Source organism: Megasphaera jansseni (genome assembly GCF_047974155.1).
Taxonomy (GTDB): Bacteria; Bacillota; Negativicutes; order Veillonellales; family Megasphaeraceae; genus Megasphaera.
Map to the genome: position 1 here is coordinate 1 of NZ_JBHYRR010000023.1, position 16,046 is coordinate 16,046.

A 16,046-nucleotide genomic window follows, 5' to 3' on the forward strand; every position below is an offset into this window, starting at 1 on the left:
GACTCGGTAGCTCAGCTGGATAGAGTGACTGACTACGAATCAGTAGGTCTAGGGTTCGAATCCCTACCGGGTCACCAAACAATCTTCACTCGAACCCCGCAGCATTTTGACTGCGGGGTTTTCGAGTATATTGGGAACTGCAGTGTAGTTATAATATATGTCTACACGCTTTCCAGTCACTACGACACGACGGATGAAGTCATCGAAGGTATCGAGGCTATATCCGTCTTTTTTATTTGCCCGTTCTGTCAGCTGGTTCAGATAATAGACGACCGCTTCTTCAGTAATTGGGATAATATGAGTGTCTAATTTAAGGCCGTCAAGTTGCGCATTTAGATCTGTGAGCTGTTTTTCATAGGTCTCAATATTGTTTGTTATGGTTTGGGAGATAAGGCCGTTTTCAACGGCTTTTACGCTGTTTTTTAATCGTTTTTCAATATCTTTGATTTGAGATTCCAGGCGCAGTTGTTCCGCCGGCTTATGTTCCAGTTCGGCCTTTTGGATGGCCATACACTGGTCTGCAATGCATTTTACGGCGTCTTTGTTTTTGAGTATGTTGATAGTGGTATCAAGGACTAATTTTTCCAGCTTGTCACGGCTTATGTTTTTGGCATCACAGGCAATCTGAGACCGCGCAGCTTTTTCTGATTTATTATTTTTGGAAGAGCATTGGTAATAGTAGTACGTGGTGCCTGTATGACTCTTGCCACAATATCCGGTCATGGGAAGTCCGCACGTGCCACAGTAGATTTTCCCTGTCAGGGCATACTGGGGTGACACGCGGCGGGCGGTATTGCTTTTTCGTTTGCGAGATTCAAATAAATTCTGCATAGCTGTATATTGCTCCTGTGTGATGAGTGCCGGGGCATAATCAGGATAGGATGTACCGGCCCAGGTAAATGTTCCCGTGTAGATCTGATTCTTGAGGATGCGGTTCAGGCTGTTGCGCGTGAAGTTGCATCCTCTCTGGGTTTTGATACCCAAGCTATTTAATTTGCTCAAAATATCTGTCGTTTTTACACCTGATAAGTACTTATCATAGATTTCGGAAACCAGATGGCCTGTTGTGGGACTGATGGCCAGTTTATTTTCCGATGTGAGTTCATAGCCAAAGGGAACAATGCCACCAATCCACTTGCCTTCAAGGAGATTTTCCGTCATTCCCCGTTTGACTTTTTGGGATAATTCGGCACTGTAATATTCGGCCATACCTTCAATAACGGACTCCAGAAGGATTCCGCTGGGATCATCTTTGATATTTTCCTTGGCCGACAATACTTTGACTCCATTTTTCTTGAGGCGGTGTTTATATATGGCCGAATCGTAGCGACTGCGGGAAAATCTATCGAGCTGATAAACGATTACATAGTCAAATAGATGTTTGGCACTGTCTTTGACCATTTGCAGGAATGACGGGCGCTGATCCGTGCGGGCAGACATGGCCCGGTCGATATAGGTATTGATAATATTGATTTCATTGGCCTCTGCAAAGGCCCGGCATTCACGAATCTGGCCATCAATGGATTCTTCCCGCTGTTTGTCACTGCTGAAGCGGGCGTAAATAACTGCATTTTTTGTCATAATATAATCAGTCCTTCTTTCTAAAACAAGGCTGATTATGGTATAATAAATACGTAAATCAGCCCAAGCAAACACAAGATTTACACTTGCCATGCAGTACGCCAATGCTGCTGGCACCCCCGTTTCCTGTTAGAGCAGAAAACGGGGATTTTTTTATTTTGACAGAAACTATTTATTTACCCAATTATGGACTTTTTCTATAGAAGTTTTTGCATCTGCTGCGGACGGAGCGCCAGAATAGCTGCTTACGAAATCATCATAAGTTCCATTGGGATTGTTTTGCAGAAATTTAGTGTAAAGTATGTATACCTTATAATCATTCTCACTGGGCTTATTATCCCAGTCTTTATCCACACGAATGTTCTTTGTTACTTTTCCGTTTACGGTTTGCATGCTTCCATATGAGTATGGAACTCCAGCTACATCTGTATCAGAAAAATTAACGAATACATTCTTAGCGCCAGTAGTGGATTGAGCTGTCGTAAACAGCGCATTGCCAACTTTTTCCAACTGCGCTTCCGATACTGGAGCATCTTTGATAACAGCTAAGTAAGCAACTTTGTTAGATTTTTTATCTGTTGTGATTGCCTGATATTCAGGCATCGCTACGTCGCTTTGCGTCGTCTTAGGCTGTGGTGATGATTTTCCGGTGTCGGATCCACATCCCGCAACTGAAATCGTCACGATGACTGCACACAATAGAGCAGCTGCCAGTTTTGATTTTTTCATAAGAATCAACTCCTTTTTTTCATACATCTGTTTTTTTACCGTCATAAGGTAACTGGGATTCTGCTACCATCAAGTTATCTTTTTCGGGCTTTTTTTTTGTAGATTCTGAGGCCAATTTAAATTTGATAAAATCGCATACTGATGATTGAGCTTCTGGCGATAGCATACGGAATTCAATTATTAGTTTTTTTTCTTGCTCAGTATACTCTGAAATGAGGGATGGAGAGGTAACTAAAGAGATTGGAACAATATTACCTTTTGAAAGTTCATCTACGCTAATGCCAAAATAACTGCAAATTTTAATAATATTACTAATACTTGCATTATCGACTCCACGTTTAAGGATGCTAGTCATAGTGGAATAAGGAATATTAATTGTAATACAAAAGTCTCTTAAACTTTTATGCTTTGATAAAATTAATGATTTTAATTTATCTTCTATAGTCACAATTATCACTCCACCTTAAATTGAACAACCTATTTCTAAACATATCATAGCATTAGAATACCGAAAAATCAATATAAATTAACGAATATTCGTAAATACATATTGACATTAACGAAAATTCAAATATAATATAATTAAAGTTAACGAATTTTCGTTAATACAGGCGATATAAGGAGGTGAAAAAATGTATTATCCGAATTTAGAAGCAGAATTAAAAAGAAAAAATATCAGACGAATAGATTTAGCTAAAGCATTGGGATTAGCATTGTCTACAATATCTGATAAGTTGACAGGCAAAAGCGACATTAGCCTTGCATTAGCAAAAAAAATAAAGGATTTTTTAGGGGTGGATACTCCTTTAGAAGTTTTGTTTGCTACCGAAGGCAATAAAGTTGCCTAAATCAGGCAGTACTAGAGAGAAGGGAAAACATGGAAGGAATTATTTTGAAGTGATTAAAGAGGTGAGGACATGGACATGGTGAATGAAAAAGAGCCTCGCATGAACGAGGCTCAAAAAGAACTTCTGAGGCAATATCAAGAGTACTGTAAGGGAACGCTTAGCCAGGAAGAGAAGAAAAGATTTGAAAAAATATACCGACTGCTATACATACAAGGATTTCAGAAAGAAAATAGTTGCCTTTTATATATCTTATGGTGTTGCCTTTTTGCACTGCTCATAGATGCCGGATATAAGGCCGTAATTGGTGGAGATTGGATAACACCATTAGCAGGTTTAAGCGGGATGATCGTTTTTGGATTCATATTATTTTTTATTGCCGGTATTACTCCTGATTAAGTATTTGTTGGCAATGATCTTGATTAAAGGGGGTAATGCAAAGAACAAAATAAAGCTTGAAACAGCAAATTTGCCAATATATTCATCAATAAATTTTATGCGTTGGGAAAGGGTATGATGAATAGATTGTGATTCAAATTCTAATTGATTTAAGTCAGTGGAGGAAATTCCTTTTTTTACCAATGCCCCTTGAATCAATATGTCATAAGCAAGCATTTGTACACGTAGAGAATCATCAAAAATTTCGATGTAATTTAACGTGTAGGGTTCAAGAAGATGAAATTGGGAGCAAGAGTTTTCAATGGTTGACTGACTGTGCTTCATGTTTTTAATTATTTCATTATTTAGCTGAATCCACCAAAGGTAATTTTGATATATTTGTTTATCCTTATTCACGGTTTTACGCCAATTTTTATAAAAATATACCACTATGCTGAAAATGGCTGAACCAATTCCAGTAAAAACAATTTCAAGCATTGTATTCGTTTCCTCAAGCATTGTATTCGCCTCCCGTTGATATGAGTATAACACGGAGGGAAAGAAAACGGAAAGGAGATAAAAAGGAGGTGACAAAATGACCGATGAAGAACTTGCCCGACACTGGGAAGATGCGCAGGCCAGACAACGGGAACAAAAAGCCAGAGAACGGGAACGGAGACATAAACCGATTCCGAAAGCTATTAGACAACAGGTGTATGAAAAGTTTGGTGGCCATTGTGCCTACTGTGGGGCACCACTTGCATACAAGGATATGCAGGTGGATCATATCGAGGCGCATTCCGTAGGAGGTGCGGATGAACTGGAAAATTATAATCCAGCCTGCCGGATGTGCAATTTTTACAAAGGTACTATGACTATTGACCGGTTTCGCGATGAACTGGAAAAGGTCCAGGGACGACTCAAAAAAGTATATATTTATCGATTGGCCTTGAAATATGGGCTGATAGAAGAAAAAGAAAATAAAGTTGTTTTTTATTTTGAAAGGCGGTGCGGTAATGGAAGCAACGAATAAATGGACATACGCATTAGGGGATGAAGAAAACTATAATGGCATCTTCTTTGATAGTAAAGAGGACGCCTTGGATGAAGCTATGCAAGAAGCCAGACTGGAAGATGTTTCGACAGTATGGGTTGGACAAGTAGAACGATTCCAGCCGGTCATCAGTATTGCAGACGAATTATTCTATCAGTTGCAGGAACAGGCATACGAAGAAGCCGATGACTATAGCATCGGATGGCTGGATAATGTCACGAAAGATGACCAAGACGAACTGGATGAAGCTATTAAAACATGCTTTATCGACTGGCTGAATGCACATCCGGAATATAAGCCGAATTTTTTTACAGTCACGGATGCAGAATGCATCAAGGTACAGAAGGAGCGATGAGATGTATACGTTGTCGGACTTTATTAAAGAATTTGGGAATCCTAAGCGGATTATTACACGCCGGAAGCGGAATGCGGACGGTGTATATCGTGTCAGATGGCCAAAAGCCATGATGCACTATTACACATCTCATCACTGGGATGGAAAAACGGTACAACTTCAAAATGGAATCATCGTCAAAAAGGGGGACTTCTTATGACAACAGATATACCGGCCTGGGTAAACAGCAACTACGAACTGTATCAGATCCAGATGCGCCGGCAGCAAATGCTGGAGGACCGCATCAGAGAAACATACGCCGAAGATTATGGCGACCCGTTAACGGCGGGAGAAATTATCAAGGCAGGGCTGGGAGCAGCCGCGTTTCTTGGATCCTTTGGTATGGCCGTCATCATTATGTCGTAGAAATAGAAAAGGCTCTGTGCTGGAACACAGAGCCAATGTCCTGCCAGGAGCTATTTTACCGGCAGGCCTATAAAATTGTTGATTCATTATAACACGATATGAATTTGCATTGCAAGATAGATGTAGAAATAAAAGGAGGAATTGGAATGTATACGACAACACTGGCAGAAAAAATAGTGGAATTTTATCGCAATCCGGAAAATATGAGGAAATTCCGGGAATGGCAGAAAAAGAGGCATGAAGAAGAACAGCGGGAAGCGGCAAATACGAAACTGGTTGCGGATGATGTGCCGGCAGCAGGAGGAGCATTATGAGAGAGGTCATGAACACTATCCGGCAATCTATTGGAATTTTCCTGGGGATGCAGTTATTCTTGGTGTTCATCCTGGCAAAAGTAGGAATGAAATTGGCCGTCAGATTATGCCGGGGACTTCGTTCGTTGATATAGGAGGATATTTGATGCTTGCTTTATATTTATCTCATCCATATGGGGGCAAAGAATCGAACGCCATGGATGCGGACAGGATTGCAATGGAACTGCAGTTAAAATTTCCGCAGATTGCTGTATTTTCACCCATCCACGCTGTACGCAATGATTATGAAACTACTCCTTATCCTATCGGGCTGATGTACACATTAGAACTGCTATGCCGATGCGATATTATTTATTTTTCTGGTGATTGGATGAATAGTTTAGGCTGCACGACAGAATATCTGCAAAGTAAGGCCATGGGAATTGAACAGGTCACAAGCGTTGCAGAATTAGAACAGCGGTTGGAGCACATGGAACTAGGAAAAAATAGGAACAACAGGAACCGGCACCCGATTAACCTGTTGTATGTAAGGAAGCTGATTGATCATGCAAAAGATTTGCTCTGGCAAGAAAGACAATAACGGAATAAAACATATCAGATTACGGCTGGCGTGTATGGGAGTACTGACATTTGCCTTCTGGTATGGACTTATTTCATTAACGATTTGGGTAATACAAAATTTATTTTAATGCAAAAAGGGCTGATTTACATGGATATGAATCAAATCATAGAACGTTGGCAGAATGAATATGATAACAGCACGGATGCCTGTATCCGGATGATAGGGCAGACGGCTATCTATTACATAAAAGAGCATCCGGAAGAATCCGAAAAAATAACAGATGACCTTACTTTGAAGGGATGCATGGATTTCATGCGGGAACGGGCCAGGAAAAACCAGAAAAATAATGTCGGAGTGGCAACGATGGAAGACCTGTATGACTATTTCCATTTTGGTGGTAGAATCGTGCAGCCATTATTATCGGCACAGGATGTCGAACGGTGCATGCCTGGCCAGACCGTACATCCGGTAACACATAATGAACCGAAACGGGTAACACTTGATATTGATGACCTGTTATAGGAGGTGGATGAAATGAAAGCATATGAAATCACGCCTTCAGAACTGGAAAATGAATTTTACTCATTTCAATGTTCAAAGAAAGAATTACATTGGATCCTCACTCATACGATGGACAGTCAGTATATCTGTGTCACCCGTGGAGCTATGGCCAAAGAAGAATATCTGAATCAACATCCGGAACTGAGAAATACCAATGGTCATGCGGTAACCAATAAGACGAGATTTGGATATTGTACGTTCTGTCATCATTCCTTCCGGATTCCGGATAACTGGACGATAGAAAAAATGGATACATGGTATCCATTCAAACGATATAGCTGCCCGTATTGCCATAAAGAGCATCAGCTGATATACGCTGGCAAGGGCATGATGAATAAAGTATTAGGAACCTATGTGACATTCTTTTCCCGGAGCCGGAAGAATAAAGATGTTATCCTGGCAAAAAATGTAGTAGCGTATCTGCCTATGGATCAGGGATACCGGAATGTCCGGCCGATAGCATATGTTGTCGGGATGATGCGGATGGAAATTGGCAAAGGAACAATCTATTATTGCCGGGACGTGGATTATGCCGGCGGACAGTTTAAAACGCCGTTCTGGTATTCAGCAGGAGACGATGGCATCGGTACCCCGTGGAACCGGGTAGAACACATAGGACCAGGCGATGTATATAAATGGGCAGACCGTGGATTAATCGATTATGTAGATTGGGATAGCCTGGATGATATATGTCAGACATCAGCCTGGCGATATTGTGCGGTGAAATATTTCCGGAATTATTATGAAGGATGGTCTGAGGGAGCAGAGTATGCATACGTATCAGTGGCATATCTGGATTTATATTCCCGGTTCCCGCAAATCGAATATATGGTTAAAGGCGGGCTGATTGGGTGCGTCTTGCGTAAGATACATGGCCAGAGCACCTATCCAGCTATCAAGTGGCAACAGTATAAATCTCCTAAACAGATGATACGGTTTGTGCTGACAAAGAGGGAAAAGAAACATCTCTATGAACTACAGGAAGAACATACCCCTATGTCAGTGAACGCATTGAATATGTTAACGGTTATGCAACAGACCGGGAAGCGATGTACGTTGGAAGAAGCCAGTATGATGCAAGGCGCTTACTCGAGCATGAAGGATAACGGCTTACTGAATGACAAGAATCTGCCATCGGCTCATCAGATTATCATGTATTGTGAAAAGCAGTTCGATAAGATGACGCGTGAACATGGGAAGCCGGGCCTATCTCTTAGAGCCTGCATCTGTGATTATTTGGACTATTACAAGGAAATCAAAGAACTGGGATATGATCTGACAGACCGGCAGTATCTCCGGCCACGTGATTTATACGAAGCGCATCGGCATTCATCAGAAGCGGTCCGGCTAAAGATGAGGGCCGATATCGAAAGACGGCACCGGCAGTATGCAGAACAGCAGGTAGCGATGCTGGAAGAACGGAATAAGAAACTGCAGTCGTACTGCTTCCATTCGGATCTGTTTTTCATCCGGCCGTTGCAGACTGTTGAAGAATTCATACGGGAAGGAGCTGTCAACCATAACTGTGTAGCAACATATACCGATTCACATGCCAAAGGCGATACCACAATCCTGGCTGTACGGCAAAAAGCAGCGCCGGATGACGTATTTTACACGATGGAAGTACGCGACAATCAAATCATGCAGTGCCGGACAAAAAACAATGAACCAGCCCAGGCTGGGACGGCTGTATATGCTTTTGTCCAACAATATGAAAAAGAAATTTTACAACCCAAACGTATAAAAAGAGGTGCATAGAGGATGACAGATATCATCAATGTAGAAAGTACGGCCATCGGTGTCCGGACAGCGGATACGATTGCCACGGAAATAAACACGATAAAAAGGCAGACGCAGAAAATCATGCTGGCGTCGTCTATTGAAATCGGAAAGAGATTGACTGAAGCCAAAGACATGATTGACCATGGCGCCTGGGGGAAATGGCTGCAAGATAATGTGAATTATTCCGAACGTACAGCCCAGAACCTGATGCGGGTATATGACCAATACGGCGACAAATTCGGGATGACGGAAATGGACAGTTTATTTGCATCCGGTGCGCCCAATGTATTTGAAGAATTGTCATATACGCAGGCGCTGGCGCTTTTGTCACTGCCGACAGATGCAGAACGGGAAGAATTCGTCAAGGAAAATGATGTGGCCAGCATGTCTACGCGGGAATTGCAGGAAGCAATCAAAGCCCGAAAGGAAGCGGAAGACCGGGCAATAGATGCAGAAAAACGCGCATGGGAAGCGAAAGAAAAATTAAAGGAAGCGGAAAACCGGGCATTGCAGGCTGAGGATAAAGCCCGGAATGCGGAACAATCTGATTTGTATGACGAACGACTGACAGCCGCAGAACGTGAACGGGATGTACTGCAGAAACGTGTACTGGAATTAGAAGCCAGGCCAGCGATATCCGATGCAGGCCAGAAAGAAATTGAAAAGTTAAAGAAGAAAATACACGTACTGGAAGCAGCCAGTACAGATGAAGACCGGATGAAATTTACAGCACACATGAAAATCATACAGAACGCGTTCAATGCGATGCTGTCAGACATCGAAAATATTACAGACAATGAAAAACGTACAAGATATATGAGTGCGGCACAAAAAATGCTGGAAAAGTTGGGAGAGTTTTTATAAATGAACAGGAATGAATTCGAGACATGGGTATTGAATCGGATCCATGAGGTAGGAATCAGAGAACATGTCTGCCTGAAGGAAAATAATCATGCATATTACCGGTTCGTTTTGAAGAACGGGGAAGAACATTATTTTAAAGATTTATCCAATGACCAATTGCAGTATCTGGGATTACGAATTGAAAGTGATAAGTAGAACCAGATACTGCAGTAGGTAGTCTCAGTTATATATACATAATTATATGGGAAAGTGAAATTTTTTAGAGGTGTCGGCCTCTTTGCGGGCTTGTAATGGGAATTAAGATATCGACGTTGCAAAATAATCATAGGAGGGACAACCAAGTATGAGTTTTGTGAGAGAAAAGAAAACCATATGTGGAGAAAACTACATAGAGATGGATCTGTTTGAGATGACCAACATGCATCTAAAAGGTAAGCCGGATAAACGGAAAAATGCATCGACTATGAAACAGATTGCCCAGAACAATAAAAATGCACGCAGATATTTCATCCAGCTCGTGAATACGAATTTTGGAGAAAATGATTTCTGCATCCATGCTACCTATGCCAGGGCGTGCATGCCATCGACTGTAGAAGAAGCAGAGAAAAATGTGACAAACTACATGAGACGGATTAAGGCCAGGAGAAAAAAAGAGGGTCTGCCATCACCACGATATATCATTGTCACGGAATACCGGACGAAAGAGGATGGACGGCCTACAAGAATCCATCATCACATTATCATGGACGGGATGCTTGACCGGGATATGGTGGCTGATTTATGGAGAGCTCCCCGGAAAAAAGGAGAGCATAAGGGACGAAAACTGGGAATGGTGAATGTGGATAAGCTGCAGCCTGATGAATATGGCCTGGAGGCATTAGCCAGATATCTGACAAAAGGGCTGACGGGGAAAAAGAAATGGCATCCCAGCAAAAATTTGAAAAAGCCAGTTGTACGGAAAAATGATTACCGGTACAGCCGGAAAAAGCTGATCAGCCTGACAAGCCAGACAGACTGCCCGGACGTATGGCAAAAATTATATCCGGGATACCTGTTGACGGAAGCCAGCGCCGTATTTACCACTGATGCGGGATGGCATATTACCGTAAAAATGAGGAGGGATATAACCTATGCTAAAAATCACAATTCCGGCCACTCTTCCCGGGCTGAACGAATATGTTAAAGCCAATCGTTCGAATGTCTATAAAGGAAGCAGAGTGAGCCGGGATGCCCACTATATTTGCAGACTGGGAGCCTTGCCAATCAGAGGAAAGATGCTGGCAAAATGTATGCCTGTCTTCCGGTGGTATGAGCCAAACCGGCGCCGGGATAAAGACAATATTGCCATGGCCAAAAAGTTCATACTGGACAGCCTGCAGGAAATGAATGTGCTGGAAAATGACGGATGGACACAAATCATGGGATTCATTGATGAATTTTATATCGATGCGATGAACCCCAGAGTGGAAGTGCTGTTATTCGAGCCAGCTGATGCGGATGAATTCTTTAAGGAACTGAAGAGATGGACACTGATGCTATGGAACCGATAGGAGGGGAGTACCATGCTGATTACCGATATTAGCAAGCAGGTAGGAAAAAATGGGACAAAAATCAACATATCCTATTTGAAGGACCGGGATGGGATTGTAGATAAATACACGTTGACAAGTGTAGAATTACCAAGGCCGGAAATGCTGGATATATGGAGCGCCATCAATATAGCCTTTCAGCGGGTAAATCCTGCCTATAACGATGAAGAAACATGGCTGGAATTTGATTTTCACAAATGCAATATCAAATATGGTGAGGACCGGCAGGGGAAGACTGTCATTAAAGCATACAAACTGACGGGAACAATGTTGTGGGATTATATGGGATTCTGCAATATTGTTACGGACTGGTTGGCACCTCAACAGAACATGGAACTGACGGCAGCTGTTGATAAGCTGACGGTTGAAGCGTCTCTATATGCTAAAGGAAAGCGGGCACAGATGCAGCTGTTTGATGACAAGACGATACAGGATGCAGAAGTGATTGACAGCCGGAGAGGAGTGATGAAGAAATGAGATGGGTAGATGTCAGAGATTGTATGCCGGATCCGGAAGACAGAGTGCTGGTAGCTATGCATGTACAGGCCGTGAAACCGGTGGTGGCTGTCGGGCAATTCCGCAAAGATTATTGGATCATCGACGAATGTTCCAGACCTGTCAGGCTGAATGAAGTGCAGTACTGGGCACCGATTCCCATGATTCCACGTGAAAGAAAATTGGAAGGAAAGGGGAAATGACTATGATCGCTGCCAGCATAAAAGCGTATGAACATGAACAACATTTGTGGATCTATGAAGATGCAGGAGCCCAGTTTTCAGAAACGCTTCTTTTCATGGCTCTTCACGATGAATTCGGCTTTGGCCAAAAACGTATGGAGCGAATCGTAAAATACTGGAATGAACTGCCGGAAAAGGAAATGAATTTACGGGAATGGATACAGTGCATAGCGAAATATGGATACGACAATAAAGAAATGGACCGGAGGTATGCCGTGAAAGTCCTGCCATTGGCATCGTCTGGGTTGATGCGGAGGAATAAGATTAACGGCAGGGAATACAAAGACCGGATTCATAACGTAATTTTAGGAGCCGTTGTGATTACCTATCATATCCTCATTCAGCATTTCCGGTTTGATGCGGACCAGTTGCAGAGATTATCCAGGCGCCTATATGGATATGCCTATGCATTACGTGATGAAGCATTGAGAATCACCATCTACGATTTTATGGCCATCATGAAAAAGGAATGTGGCATTGGCTATGATATCCTGACAGAATACGAAAAGCAGAATGGGAAAATAAAAGTCGGCCCAAAGTGGGGAATTAATATGATAACAGGAAAAGCAAGGAAGAGAGATGAAAACATATGACTAATGAGCAATTGATAGCTAAGACGTATTTAGAGCAGTTAGGGACTATTGGAGGTGAGATTGAAGCACGCAAGTATGCGATTGAAAAGGAATGGAAAATGGTGGTGGGGGGAATGGGGAACGGACATCTGACATCGCAGATTTCCCTGGCCCCGGCCCACGGTACGAAAAAGTACGGATGGAATGCAGAGAATATCAACCACTATTTGAAATTGCGGGATGAGCAACAGCATAAAATCCAGGAGCTGATAAAGAAGCGGAATGTACTCATGCAGATGATTGATGATATTATCGAAGTACGATTGCGGACATTATTGATTGAACGGTATGTGAATCAGAGGAGTTGGGGAGAAATAGCGAGATTCATGAAATACTCTGAGGCATATACCCGGAAAGAGCTGCATGAAATTGCTCTGGAAAGTTTCTACAAAATTCTGGTTCATTCGGATTTTTACAAATCAAGAAAATAAAATTACAAATACCCCCGTTTATCCCCGTTTATCCCCGCTTTCAATGTGATATAATGTATGGTGTAAATAAAGGATGAGGAAGGAAGCCTGCGATGGCTTCCTTCTTTTTATACCCAGCTTGCGGGAACGGAGGGATGGTTATGAGAGTAGACTGTAATAACTATCGTTGTGCTCATAACAAGCATGGTATATGTATGGCAACTCATATCATCCTACATAGAGAGCGATGTTTGTCGTTCTTGTACAAGCGGCATGCACCTGACAACCGGACAGCATTAAACCACGGACCTGTACGACAAGGGAGCAGGAGACGCGTGTTTCGATAACCATATTGCATAGAAATAGTGAAAAATTGCGGGTCCTTTGGGTTAACAATAAACGCTTGCGCGACCGCGGCGCCCAAAAAGCGCTTAGATTTTTGGCTTTTTTCAGGCTTATTTATAAAAATATTAATGGCTTATATGCAATATGGGTATAATAAAATGTGTATTAATTAGCCTTATTTATTCAGCGAACAAAAATTTTTATAAAAAATATAAGAATGGAGTATGGGTGTGAAAATCTCGAAGGACTTGAAAAAGCTGACAACTACACAAACAGAATTGGCCAGAGCCCTGGGATTGACACAGCCACGGATACACCAGCTGATCCAGGATGGCATAGTAGAACGGGATGACCATGGTGCTGTGCTGGTAATTGCCAGTCTGCAAAACTATTATCGGACGCAGACAGGCGGAACAGACGGCGATGAACTGGATTATATGGAAGAGAAAGCAAAACACGAGAAAATCAAACGTGAGATTGCAGAACTCAAGTTGGCCATGATGGAAGGAAACGCTTACAGCGCAAAAACAGTTGAATTGGTAATGACAGAAATGCTGTCAAACCTGAGAACACAGCTACTGGGGTTACCGACAAAACTGGCTCCTCAGCTGGAAGGGAAGAAAAAAGAGCGGATTTATACTATTCTGACACACGAGATAGAAGAAAAGCTGTCTGAATTGAGCGAATACAGCCCAGATCTGTTTATTGATGAAGAGGTGGTGGATGATGATGAAACATAGACTGAAAACAGCTAATGAGTTATGGAAATACGCATCTATCCATGGATTAAAGCCGCTGCCAAAGACGTCTGTCAGTGAATGGGCTGATACATATCGTTATTTATCACAAGGTGTCTCAGCAGAGCCTGGGAAATGGAGAACAGAACGGGCAGAATACCAAAGAGAAATCATGAACGCATTCACCGAGCCTGGTATTCATCGGGTCGTTGTTAAATCGGCGGCACAAATCGGGAAAAGCGATATCATGAATAATGTTATCGGTAGGTTTGCCCATCTGGATCCGGCCACTATCATGATGATACAGCCGACGATTGATATGGCTCAGGATTACAGTAAATCACGTATTGCTCCCATGATACGCGATACGCCGGTGCTTAGTCAGATTTTCTACAATGTCAAAAGCAAACAGGATAACCAGACCGCAAAAACCCGCGATGGAAATAATACAATCCTCAGCAAGATATTTCCGGGCGGAAGGCTTATCATGTGTGGGGCTAATAGTCCGGCCGGCCTGGCAAGCCGCCCCATCCGTATTTTGCTTGCGGACGAAGTAGACAGATTTCCGGATAGCGCCGGAACAGAAGGTGATCCGGTCGATTTAGCGGCTAAGCGTATGACGACATACTGGAATCGCGTTATGGGGCTTTTTTCCACTCCGACCAATGAAGGGAGCAGTCGCATTGATTTAGAGTACAATGCTGGCACCCAGGAAGAATGGCAGCATGCCTGTCCAAATTGTGGAGAATGGCATCTGATACGGTATATTGATATCGTTACTGATGCGGATGAGTATCAGAGTGCTGACGGGGCGAAGCATGTTGTAGTAAAATCAGTAAAATGGAGATGTCCGGAATGTGGGTTTGAGTTTACCGAACGACAGATGAAAAACGCCAAACAAAAATATATAGCGAAGAATAAAACTGCGGTGCAAAATGGCATTCGCAGTTTTTTTGTCAATGCATTTACGTCTCCGTGGCTGAGTTGGAACGATATCATGCGCGAATGGCTGGAAGCCAAAGGAGATCCGGCTAGAGAAAAAGTTGTCGTTAATACCCGATTTGGGGAAAGTTATCGAGTCCCAGGGGCATTTGAAGATCATGAAATTTTTATGCGGAGAAGAGAAGCCTATGGTGCAGAACTGCCAGACGGCGTGCTTATGCTGACTGCAGCTGTCGATACACAGGACAACCGGTTGGAGTATGAAGTGTGCGGCTGGGGAAGCGGTGAAGAAGCCTGGGGGATAAAGAAAGGCATCATTTTAGGCAAGCCGGACCAGGAATCAACGTGGAATGAATTAGATTCTATCTTAAACCATACCTATACGTTTACTGATGGAACCGGGCTAAAGATTTTACGGACATTTATTGATTCCGGCGGGCACTATACAGGCAGTGTATACCGATACTGCGAGCGAAACTTTGCGAAGCAGCGGTTTGCCATTAAAGGGTATGCGAACAGTCCTGGTATACCGCTTAACTACAAAATAGGTAAGGCTCATAACACTCCGATTCCGCTTGTTATTCTGGGGGTAGACGATGGTAAGCAACAAGTCATGAACCGGTTGGCAATCAGTCAGCCAGGACCACAGTATATGCATTTTCCTTTGGATGAAGATGATACAGGATTAGCAAATCGGGGATATGACGAACTGTATTTTAAAGGGATTATCTCAGAACACAAACGGCGGATAAAAAAGAATGGCGTTATCCGTGAAATATGGGAAACGACTGCTGGTGTACGCAATGAACCTCTGGATTTGAGGGTATATAACCTGGGATGCATGTACAGTTGTCATCCCGATTGGGAACAGATGACAGAAATACTTTCTGCAGCCAAAGAAGGAAAATCGGTAAAGACGAGACTGGAAGTGCCAAAGAAAAAAAGAAAAGCAAGAAAAAAAGCAAGCAAAGCAACTGATATATGGTAGGTGGTGATGGAATGAGCAATACGGTGCAGAATGAACGATTAGCACGATATCTGGAAGCAGAAAAAGCGGTTCTTATGGGACAGTCATATACGATTGGTACACGCACTCTGACTCGTGCAGATCTATCTACAATCCGGGCAGCCATTGATGACTTGATTGCCGGCGGTGCCCAGCTAGATGGGACGGAATCGGTACAAACAGGAAGAGCCAAAAGAATTGTCTTTTTAGGTTAGGAG

24 protein-coding genes and 1 tRNA gene are annotated in these 16,046 nt (G+C 42.8%); 21 read left to right on the plus strand and 4 right to left on the minus strand.

The window, feature by feature from the left end:
- Positions 1–77: transfer RNA gene (locus tag ACE418_RS09210), tRNA-Arg, on the plus strand.
- Here ACE418_RS09210 and ACE418_RS09215 read toward each other — a convergent pair.
- The 3 genes from ACE418_RS09215 to ACE418_RS09225 form a co-directional block, all read right to left on the minus strand.
- Positions 64–1,674, minus strand: coding sequence for a recombinase family protein (locus ACE418_RS09215; protein ID WP_416450337.1), 1,611 nt, complete (start codon positions 1,672–1,674; stop codon positions 64–66). The genes ACE418_RS09210 and ACE418_RS09215 overlap by 14 nt on opposite strands.
- A gap of 75 nt (positions 1,675–1,749) precedes the next feature.
- Entirely contained in the window at positions 1,750–2,310 is a 561-nt protein-coding gene (locus tag ACE418_RS09220) for a hypothetical protein (protein WP_416450338.1), read from the minus strand.
- A gap of 19 nt (positions 2,311–2,329) precedes the next feature.
- Positions 2,330–2,758, minus strand: coding sequence for a helix-turn-helix domain-containing protein (locus ACE418_RS09225; RefSeq protein ID WP_416450339.1), 429 nt, complete (start codon positions 2,756–2,758; stop codon positions 2,330–2,332).
- 184 nt (positions 2,759–2,942) lie between these two features.
- Between ACE418_RS09225 and ACE418_RS09230 the strand changes: the two genes are divergently transcribed.
- Both ACE418_RS09230 and ACE418_RS09235 read left to right on the plus strand, forming a co-directional pair.
- On the plus strand, positions 2,943–3,158 hold the full coding sequence (locus ACE418_RS09230; RefSeq protein ID WP_113856250.1) for a helix-turn-helix transcriptional regulator: 216 nt from the start codon (positions 2,943–2,945) through the stop codon (positions 3,156–3,158).
- 69 nt (positions 3,159–3,227) lie between these two features.
- Positions 3,228–3,554 (plus strand): hypothetical protein, encoded by a 327-nt coding sequence (locus ACE418_RS09235; RefSeq protein ID WP_416450340.1) that lies wholly within the window; start codon positions 3,228–3,230, stop codon positions 3,552–3,554.
- Here the strand turns inward: ACE418_RS09235 and ACE418_RS09240 are convergent.
- Positions 3,522–4,052 (minus strand): hypothetical protein, encoded by a 531-nt coding sequence (locus ACE418_RS09240; RefSeq protein ID WP_416450341.1) that lies wholly within the window; start codon positions 4,050–4,052, stop codon positions 3,522–3,524. The genes ACE418_RS09235 and ACE418_RS09240 overlap by 33 nt on opposite strands.
- Positions 4,053–4,128: 76 nt before the next feature.
- Between ACE418_RS09240 and ACE418_RS09245 the strand changes: the two genes are divergently transcribed.
- The 18 genes from ACE418_RS09245 to ACE418_RS09330 all read left to right on the plus strand — a co-directional run bounded on the left by ACE418_RS09245 (position 4,129) and on the right by ACE418_RS09330 (position 16,043).
- A complete protein-coding gene (locus tag ACE418_RS09245) occupies positions 4,129–4,566 on the plus strand; it encodes an HNH endonuclease (RefSeq protein ID WP_416450342.1) in 438 nt (145 codons plus the stop codon).
- Entirely contained in the window at positions 4,550–4,942 is a 393-nt protein-coding gene (locus tag ACE418_RS09250) for a hypothetical protein (RefSeq protein WP_416450343.1), read from the plus strand. Before ACE418_RS09245 ends, ACE418_RS09250 begins: the two co-directional genes overlap by 17 nt.
- Before the next feature lie 195 nt (positions 4,943–5,137).
- Entirely contained in the window at positions 5,138–5,347 is a 210-nt protein-coding gene (locus ACE418_RS09255; RefSeq protein ID WP_294001933.1) for a hypothetical protein, read from the plus strand.
- A 146-nt stretch (positions 5,348–5,493) separates the two neighbouring features.
- On the plus strand, positions 5,494–5,661 hold the full coding sequence (locus tag ACE418_RS09260) for a hypothetical protein (protein ID WP_278967795.1): 168 nt from the start codon (positions 5,494–5,496) through the stop codon (positions 5,659–5,661).
- Positions 5,630–6,241: a hypothetical protein gene (locus tag ACE418_RS09265; protein WP_416450344.1), complete on the plus strand. Its 612-nt coding sequence runs from the start codon at positions 5,630–5,632 to the stop codon at positions 6,239–6,241. The genes ACE418_RS09260 and ACE418_RS09265 overlap by 32 nt, the downstream gene beginning before the upstream one ends.
- Positions 6,242–6,370: 129 nt before the next feature.
- Positions 6,371–6,745: a hypothetical protein gene (locus ACE418_RS09270; RefSeq protein ID WP_416450345.1), complete on the plus strand. Its 375-nt coding sequence runs from the start codon at positions 6,371–6,373 to the stop codon at positions 6,743–6,745.
- Between the two features lie 12 nt (positions 6,746–6,757).
- A complete protein-coding gene (locus ACE418_RS09275) occupies positions 6,758–8,542 on the plus strand; it encodes a PcfJ domain-containing protein (protein WP_416450346.1) in 1,785 nt (594 codons plus the stop codon).
- A gap of 3 nt (positions 8,543–8,545) precedes the next feature.
- Complete coding sequence (locus tag ACE418_RS09280) at positions 8,546–9,430, plus strand: DUF3102 domain-containing protein (RefSeq protein ID WP_416450347.1); 885 nt, start codon at positions 8,546–8,548, stop codon at positions 9,428–9,430.
- Positions 9,431–9,625, plus strand: coding sequence for a hypothetical protein (locus ACE418_RS09285; RefSeq protein ID WP_416450348.1), 195 nt, complete (start codon positions 9,431–9,433; stop codon positions 9,623–9,625).
- Positions 9,626–9,773: 148 nt separating this feature from the next.
- Complete coding sequence (locus tag ACE418_RS09290; RefSeq protein ID WP_416450349.1) at positions 9,774–10,613, plus strand: rolling circle replication-associated protein; 840 nt, start codon at positions 9,774–9,776, stop codon at positions 10,611–10,613.
- Positions 10,561–10,980, plus strand: a complete 420-nt coding sequence (locus ACE418_RS09295; RefSeq protein WP_292017201.1) for a RusA family crossover junction endodeoxyribonuclease — start codon at positions 10,561–10,563, stop codon at positions 10,978–10,980. Before ACE418_RS09290 ends, ACE418_RS09295 begins: the two co-directional genes overlap by 53 nt.
- Positions 10,981–10,992: 12 nt before the next feature.
- A complete protein-coding gene (locus ACE418_RS09300; RefSeq protein ID WP_416450350.1) occupies positions 10,993–11,496 on the plus strand; it encodes a hypothetical protein in 504 nt (167 codons plus the stop codon).
- Entirely contained in the window at positions 11,493–11,717 is a 225-nt protein-coding gene (locus ACE418_RS09305) for a DUF551 domain-containing protein (protein WP_416450351.1), read from the plus strand. Before ACE418_RS09300 ends, ACE418_RS09305 begins: the two co-directional genes overlap by 4 nt.
- A gap of 2 nt (positions 11,718–11,719) precedes the next feature.
- On the plus strand, positions 11,720–12,349 hold the full coding sequence (locus tag ACE418_RS09310; protein ID WP_416450352.1) for a hypothetical protein: 630 nt from the start codon (positions 11,720–11,722) through the stop codon (positions 12,347–12,349).
- Entirely contained in the window at positions 12,346–12,819 is a 474-nt protein-coding gene (locus tag ACE418_RS09315) for a hypothetical protein (protein ID WP_416450353.1), read from the plus strand. Before ACE418_RS09310 ends, ACE418_RS09315 begins: the two co-directional genes overlap by 4 nt.
- Positions 12,820–13,367: 548 nt before the next feature.
- Positions 13,368–13,883, plus strand: a complete 516-nt coding sequence (locus ACE418_RS09320) for a hypothetical protein (RefSeq protein ID WP_416450354.1) — start codon at positions 13,368–13,370, stop codon at positions 13,881–13,883.
- Complete coding sequence (locus ACE418_RS09325) at positions 13,867–15,810, plus strand: phage terminase large subunit family protein (RefSeq protein ID WP_416450355.1); 1,944 nt, start codon at positions 13,867–13,869, stop codon at positions 15,808–15,810. The genes ACE418_RS09320 and ACE418_RS09325 overlap by 17 nt, the downstream gene beginning before the upstream one ends.
- Positions 15,804–16,043, plus strand: a complete 240-nt coding sequence (locus ACE418_RS09330; RefSeq protein ID WP_416450356.1) for a DUF6148 family protein — start codon at positions 15,804–15,806, stop codon at positions 16,041–16,043. The genes ACE418_RS09325 and ACE418_RS09330 overlap by 7 nt, the downstream gene beginning before the upstream one ends.
- The last annotated feature ends 3 nt before the right edge of the window (positions 16,044–16,046 follow it).